Origin of the sequence: Sinomonas halotolerans (assembly GCF_039615075.1) — a bacterium.
GTDB lineage: Bacteria > Actinomycetota > Actinomycetes > Actinomycetales > Micrococcaceae > Sinomonas > Sinomonas halotolerans.
The window spans coordinates 285,166-291,659 of the sequence record NZ_JBDFRB010000001.1 but is presented as its reverse complement, the minus strand read 5'-3'; the positions used below and the strand labels follow the sequence as shown (position 1 = coordinate 291,659).

Annotated in this window: 6 protein-coding genes; 1 reads left to right on the top strand and 5 read right to left on the bottom strand. The window is 73.0% G+C overall.

Annotation, left to right across the window (positions count from 1 at the left end):
• Positions 1–100 precede the first annotated feature (100 nt).
• The 3 genes from ABCQ75_RS01300 to ABCQ75_RS01290 form a co-directional block, all read right to left on the bottom strand.
• Positions 101–1,792 carry a ribonuclease J gene (locus tag ABCQ75_RS01300; protein ID WP_345882628.1) on the bottom strand — a complete coding sequence of 564 codons (1,692 nt, stop codon included), beginning with the start codon at positions 1,790–1,792 and terminating at the stop codon, positions 101–103.
• A gap of 12 nt (positions 1,793–1,804) precedes the next feature.
• Positions 1,805–2,713 (bottom strand): 4-hydroxy-tetrahydrodipicolinate synthase, encoded by a 909-nt coding sequence (gene dapA / locus ABCQ75_RS01295; protein WP_345882626.1) that lies wholly within the window; start codon positions 2,711–2,713, stop codon positions 1,805–1,807.
• 97 nt (positions 2,714–2,810) lie between these two features.
• Positions 2,811–3,563 carry a carbon-nitrogen hydrolase family protein gene (locus ABCQ75_RS01290; RefSeq protein WP_345882624.1) on the bottom strand — a complete coding sequence of 251 codons (753 nt, stop codon included), beginning with the start codon at positions 3,561–3,563 and terminating at the stop codon, positions 2,811–2,813.
• Positions 3,564–3,970: 407 nt separating this feature from the next.
• Here ABCQ75_RS01290 and ABCQ75_RS01285 point away from each other — a divergent pair, with 407 nt between their 5' ends.
• Positions 3,971–5,206 (top strand): heparan-alpha-glucosaminide N-acetyltransferase domain-containing protein, encoded by a 1,236-nt coding sequence (locus tag ABCQ75_RS01285; RefSeq protein WP_345882621.1) that lies wholly within the window; start codon positions 3,971–3,973, stop codon positions 5,204–5,206.
• Positions 5,207–5,213: 7 nt separating this feature from the next.
• On the opposite strand, the gene ABCQ75_RS01280 is transcribed toward ABCQ75_RS01285, so the two are convergent.
• Together ABCQ75_RS01280 and dapB are read right to left on the bottom strand one after the other, a co-directional pair.
• Positions 5,214–5,690 (bottom strand): hypothetical protein, encoded by a 477-nt coding sequence (locus tag ABCQ75_RS01280; RefSeq protein WP_345882619.1) that lies wholly within the window; start codon positions 5,688–5,690, stop codon positions 5,214–5,216.
• A complete protein-coding gene (gene dapB / locus ABCQ75_RS01275; RefSeq protein ID WP_345882617.1) occupies positions 5,687–6,445 on the bottom strand; it encodes a 4-hydroxy-tetrahydrodipicolinate reductase in 759 nt (252 codons plus the stop codon). The genes ABCQ75_RS01280 and dapB overlap by 4 nt, the downstream gene beginning before the upstream one ends.
• Positions 6,446–6,494 lie beyond the last annotated feature (49 nt).

The window sequence follows — 6,494 nt, the reverse complement described above, 5'->3', positions numbered from 1 at the left end:
TTATGCCCCCCGCACCCGCGAGGGCCCCCCCCCCCGGCGAAAACCCGGGGGGGCGGCGGCCCTCCTGCCGGCACCCGGGGCCCGGCCGGGAAGCCCTCGCTCAGGCCTCGAGCACCACGGGGATGATCATGGGGCGACGGCGGAGCTTGCGGCTCACCCACGTGCCGATCACCCGGCGCACCACCTGCTGGAGCTGGTGGGCCGTGTGGTCCGGCTTGGCCAGGATGGCCTCCTCGAGGGCCGCGTTGACCTTGGGGACGATGTCGTCGAACACCGAGTCGTCCTCGGCCACACCGCGCGCGTGGATCTCGGGACCCGAGACCACCTTGCCCGTGGAGCGGTTCACGACCGTAATGACCGAGATGAAGCCCTCCTCGCCGAGGATCCGGCGGTCCTTGAGGTCCACCTCGGTGATCTCGCCGACGCTCGAGCCGTCCACGTAGACGAAGCCGACCTCGACCTGGCCCACGATCTTCGCGACGCCGCCCGCGAGGTCCACGACCGTCCCGTTGTCCGCGAGGATCACGCTCTGGGGCTCCATGCCGGTCTCGAGTGCGAGGTTGCCGTTGGCAATGAGGTGGCGGGTCTCCCCATGCACGGGCATCGCGTTGAGCGGCTCGATGATGTTGTAGCAGTAGAGGAGCTCGCCGGCAGCCGCGTGGCCGGACACGTGCACCTTCGCGGTGCCCTTGTGCACCACATTCGCGCCGAGCTTGAGCAGCCCGTTGATGACGCGGAACACGGCATTCTCGTTGCCGGGGATGAGGCTCGAGGCGAGGATCACCATGTCACCCGCGTTCACCTGCACCCGGTGGTCCCCGTTGGCCATGCGCGAGAGCGCCGCCATCGGCTCGCCCTGCGAGCCGGTCGACATCAGCACGAGCCGGTGGTCCGGGATGTCGTCGATGTTCTTCATGTCGACGAGGATCCCCGGGGGCACGTCGAGGTAGCCGAGCTTGGCCGCGATCCCCATGTTGCGCACCATGGAGCGCCCCACGAAGGCGACCTTGCGGCCGTGGTGGTGCGCGGCGTCGAGCACCTGCTGCACGCGGTGCACGTGCGAGGAGAACGAGGCGACGATGATCCGCTTGCGTGCCTGTCCGAACAGCCGGTCCAGGGTGGGCCCGATCTCCTTCTCGGCCGTGGTGAAGCCGGGAATGTCCGCGTTCGTCGAGTCGGCCATGAACAGGTCCACGCCCTCCTCGCCGAGGCGGGCGAAGTGGCGCAGGTCCGTGATGCGGCCGTCCAGCGGGAGCTGGTCCATCTTGAAGTCGCCCGTGTGCAGGACGCTGCCGCCGGCGGTGCGGATGAACACCGCGAGGGCGTCCGGGATCGAGTGGTTGACCGCCACGAACTCGGTCTGGAACGGCCCGAAGTCCAGGACCTGGCCCTCCTCGACCACGCGGAGGACCGGGGTGATGCGGTGCTCGGCGAGCTTGGCCTCGACGAGGGCGAGGGTGAGCTGCGAGCCGACGAGCGGGATGTCCCGGCGGCGGCGCAGGAGATAGGGGACGGCACCGATGTGGTCCTCGTGCCCGTGCGTGAGGACGACCGCGAGGATGTCGTCCATGCGGTCCTCGATGTACGAGAAGTCGGGCAGGATCAGGTCGACGCCGGGCTGGGTCTCCTCGGGGAAGAGGACGCCGCAGTCGACCACGAGGAGCTTTCCCGCGATCTCGAACACGGCCATGTTCCGCCCCACCTCGCCGAGCCCGCCGAGCGGGACGATCCGCAGGCTTCCCGAGGGGAGCGGCGGCGGCGTGGTGAGGACGGGCAGGGCGTTCTGGGTCATAGCTTCTTCTTCCTAGGCGAAGTCCATTCCGGCTTCGGCCAGATCGGCTCGGATGAGGTCGAGCTCCGCCTCGCCGGGCTCCACGAGCGGGAGCCGGACCACGGAGTTGGGCAGGACTCCCTGCCACTTGAGGATCTGCTTGGACGCGACAGCGCCCTGGACGCGGGTCATGACCCCGCGGATGACGGGGTCGAGCTCGAAGTGGACCCGGCGGGCGCGCTCGAAGTCGCCCGCGAGGGCCGCGTCGACGAGCTCGCGGAACTGTCGCGTCGCGACGTGCGCGGTCACGGACACGACGCCGAGCGCACCCGCAGCCATCCACGGCAGGGTGAGCCCGTCGTCGCCCGAGTAGACGGCGAGGTCGGTCTTCGCGAGGACCTGCGTCACGGCGCCGAAGTCCGCCTTGGCGTCCTTGAGGCCGAGGACGTTGGGATGCTCGGCGAGCCGGAGCATGGTCTCGGTGGCGATCGGGATCGCCGAGCGGCCCGGGATGTCGTAGAGCATGACGGGGAGATCGGTTGCGGAGGCGACCGTCTCGAAGTGGGCCTGCACGCCGGCCTGGCTCGGCTTGTTGTAGTACGGCGTCACGAGGAGGAGGCCGTCGACGCCGAGCTCCGCGGCGCGGCGGGAGAGGCTGACCGAGTGGCGCGTGTCGTTCGTGCCGGTTCCGGCGATGACCTTGGCCCGGCCGCCGACCGCCTCGAGGACGGCCTTGAACGTCCCGAGGTTCTCCTCATCCGTCAGCGTCGAGGTCTCACCCGTAGTGCCGGTGACCACGAGGCCGTCGCAGCCGTCGTCGACGAGCTTCTGCGCGAGCGCGCCCGCCGCGTCATAGTCGACCTCGCCGTCGGCCGTGAACGGGGTGACCATGGCGGTCAGGAGCGTGCCGAAAGTGCGCGTGCGGAGGTCGGATTCAGCCATGCAAAGAACGTTACCCTGTCGCCGCGCGCTTTAGGCAACGCGCGAAAGCCCCCGATCCCCGCCGATCCGCGGCTGCGGGCCGCCCCGGTGGGCGAGGTCACACCCGGCGGGCGCGCTCGAGGGCGGCCCGGAACAGCACCGCGGGGACCACCTCGGAGCCGTTCCCTGCCGCGTGGGCGATCCGGTGGCCGTCGGGCCCCCATACCCCGCTCCCGCCGCAGGAGGTGCCGGCAGCGGTCACGCCGCCCGCGTTCGCGAGCAGGGCGAAGAAGCGGCTGTCCATGGCCCGGGCTCCGAGGTGGAGGTCGAGGCGGCGCTCCTCGCCCTCGACGTACACGGCGCTGGCCGCATAGAGGTCGGCCCCGGCCCGCGCGGCTGCGGCTGCGTGGCTCGGCTGCGCGAGGTCGAAGCACACGGCGAGGGCGACCGACCAGCCGTCGATGTCGACGACCGTGGGCTGGGACGCAGGCTCGAAGAGGCCCTGCTCGGCACCGTGCAGGTGCATCTTGCCGGCGATGAGGGGGGCAGCGCCTGGGCGCACGAGCACCGACGCCAGGCGGGGCGTGCCGTCCGGCTCGCGGGCGGCCGCGCCGACGACGGCGATGATGCCCATGTCCTCGCAGGCGGCCTGCAGGACGCCCAGCTGGGCGGACGGGCTCACGAGCCAGGCCGAGTCGTCGGCGAGGAGGTCCAGGTCGTAGCCCAGGAGCGAGAGCTCGGGGAAGACGGCCAGCCGGGCTCCATGCGCGTGGGCGTCCTCGAGGAGCCGCACATGCTCGACGAGGTTCGCCGCGAGGCCGCCCGGCCGGGCGACGGACTGCACGGCGGCCACGGTGAGCTCGGCGGACATACGGCCATCCTAGGCCATGGGCACGAGCCGCCACCGCGCGCGGGACTCACCTGCCGCTCCCCTGCTGTCTCTGGCCCTTCGAGGGTCCTTGGCGCCCGGAGGGCCCCGGCCACTCTGGGGCCCGGCCACTCTGGGGGTCCCGGCCGTCGGGGCTCCCGGCACTTGGGGGTCTCGGCCAAGGTGGAGGGTCCCGGGCGGCCGGCGGCCCCCGCCGCCCCGGGGTGGGCGGTGCGGCAGGGGCTGCCGGCAGGGGCCCTCTGCCCCAGCTGCGGGAAGAGGGAGCCGCCGCCCCGTGGGACAGGGACGGGGCGACGGCGTTCCCCTGCTGACGAGGCTAGTAGAACAAAGTTTCGAAGGCAAGGGCCCGTGCCGCCGGCGGCGCGGCGCGGCGTGAGAGCATGAGGAGCATGGGAGCTCGGGGGGTGTCGGCGCGCAGGCCCGGGTCCGGGGGCCGTGCAGGGAAGCGGCTCGAGGGCATCGACCTCGCCCGCGGCGCGGCGCTCCTGGCGATGATGGCGGCCCACGTCCTTCCCGTCTTCGAGCAGACCGGCCCCGCGGGCGCGTGGGAGGCGACGTGGGCGGGAACGGTGTTCTCGGGGCGGGCGGCGGCCCTCTTCGCTGTCCTCGCGGGCGTCTCGCTCACGCTCGGCCGCACTCCTGCAGCACGCAACCGGCTGGGACTCGTCCTGCGGGCCGCCGTGATCGCCGCCGTCGGCTTCACCCTCGGCCTCGTCGAGGTCAACGTCGCCGTCATCCTCGTCCAGTACGCGGTGCTCTTCGCCGCCTCGGCGGCGGTCGTGGGACTCGGCCAGCGTGCACTCGGCCTCCTCGCGGCCTCGTGGCTGCTCCTCTCCCCCATCGTGGCCTTCGCCGTGCGCGCTCCGCTGCTCGCCGCCGTCCCGCCCCTGCGCCTCGAGCACAGTCCGCGCTGGGAGGACCTCCTCACACCGGCCGCGCTCGCCGCGGACATTGCCGTGACCGGCTTCTACCCGGTGCTCCAGTGGTTCGGCTACGTGCTCGTGGGGCTGTGGATCGGACGCGCCCAGCTGGCGCGCGCATCCGTCCAGACGGCCCTCCTGGTCGGGGGGACCGCCGCCGCCGCTCTGGCGAAGGGAGCCGAGTGGGCGCTCCTCTACCCCCTCGGCGGGATCAACGCCCTGCTCGCCACACAGCAGGCCCGCGTCTGGCCCCTCCAGGCCATGCTCGAGGCCAGCCTCGCGGGAGTCGAGCAGACCGAGACCTGGTGGTGGCTCGCGACAGCAGCGCCCCACTCCGGCACGACTCTGGACCTCGTCCACACCTCCGGGGTCGCCGCCGCTGCGATCGGCGCATTCCTGCTCCTGGCCCGGCTGCGCCCCCTCGCCCAGACGCGCCTCCTCTCCCCGCTCTCGGGCGCCGGCGCGACGACGCTCACGCTCTACACGGCCCACGTGGCGGCACTGGGCTGGTCGGAGGGCGGCGGCACGCCCGGGCTGAGCCGCGAGGCGCTGCTCGCTGCGCACATCGTCGCCGCGCTGGCCATAGGGCTCTTCGTCCGCTCCAACGGATGGCGGGGCCCCCTCGAGGCGCTCGCGCACGGCGCATCGCGGCTCGGCGCCCTCGCGGGCAGCCGCGGGAAGGTGCCCTCGCCGCGGCCGGAATGACCCGGCCCTATGCCGAGCGGTGCAGCGCGACGGCCCTCCGCATGGCGGCGCGGGCCTGCCGGCGGTCGCCCGCGGCATCGTAGGCAAGGCCCAGCCGGTACCAGACGCGCCAGTCCTCCGGCGCCGCCTCCGCCTCCGCGCTGTAGCGGCCGAAGTCCGCATCCGCGGCGGCGCGCACGATCCGGCCGCCCGGCGTCCGCGGCAGGCTGTCCTCAGGGAGGCCGCCCTCGGCGTCGAGCTCGCGGCCGAGCTTCTCGAGGCTCGCCCCGAACGCGAGCTCGCGCACGAGCGCCCAGGCGCCCACCACCGGCAGGACGAGGTAGGCGGCCCCGATGGCCTTCGCGATGGGCTCAGGGTCGAGCAGCAGGATCCGCGCCCTGTCGAACGTCACGACGAGGTAGAAGACGAGCAGCAGCGAGACGGCCGCGACGCCGATCTTGGTGCGGTGGGTGCGGAGCCAGTCCAGGGTGCCCTGCCCGTTCACAGGCCGAGGTCCAGGTAGCCGTCGAGACCCACGGTGAGACCGGGGTGGTCGGCCACCCTGCGCAGGCCCAGGAGCACCCCGGGCATGAAGGATGCCCGGTCGAACGAGTCGTGGCGGATGGTGAGCTGCTCGCCCGGCCCTCCCAGGAGCACCTCCTGGTGCGCGACAAGCCCCCGCAGCCGGACGGCGTGGACGTGCACGCCGTCCACGACCGCTCCGCGCGCGCCGTCGAGCTGGGTCTCGGTCGCGTCCGGCGAGGGGCCGACGCCGGCCTCAGCCCGGGCGGCGCCGATGAGCTGGGCGGTGCGCACGGCGGTCCCGGAGGGGGCGTCCACCTTCTGCGGGTGGTGGAGCTCGACGATCTCGACCGACTCGAAGTACCGGGACGCCTTCGCGGCGAAGGCGGAGGCGAGCACCGAGCCGAGGGCGAAGTTGGGGGCGATCAGCACACCGATGCCGGGCCGCTGGGCGAGGAGGGCCTCGAGCCGGGCGAGGCGCTCCGCCGTCCAGCCGGTCGTCCCGACGACGGCATGCAGGCCGTTCTCGACCGCGAACTGCACGTTCGCCTCGGTCGCATCCGGGACGGTGAGGTCGACGATCGCGCGGGCCCCGGCGTCGAGCGCGGACTGGAGGGAGTCACCGCGGCCGAGCGCCGCGACGAGCTCCATGTCCGGCGCCGCCGTGACGGCCGTGACGGCCTCGGATCCCATGCGCCCGTTCGCGCCCAGCACTGCCACCGGAAGTCGTTCTGCCATGGGGCCCAGCCTACCGGCGGCGCCCTCCCGCCTCAGAATTGTGCAGGGC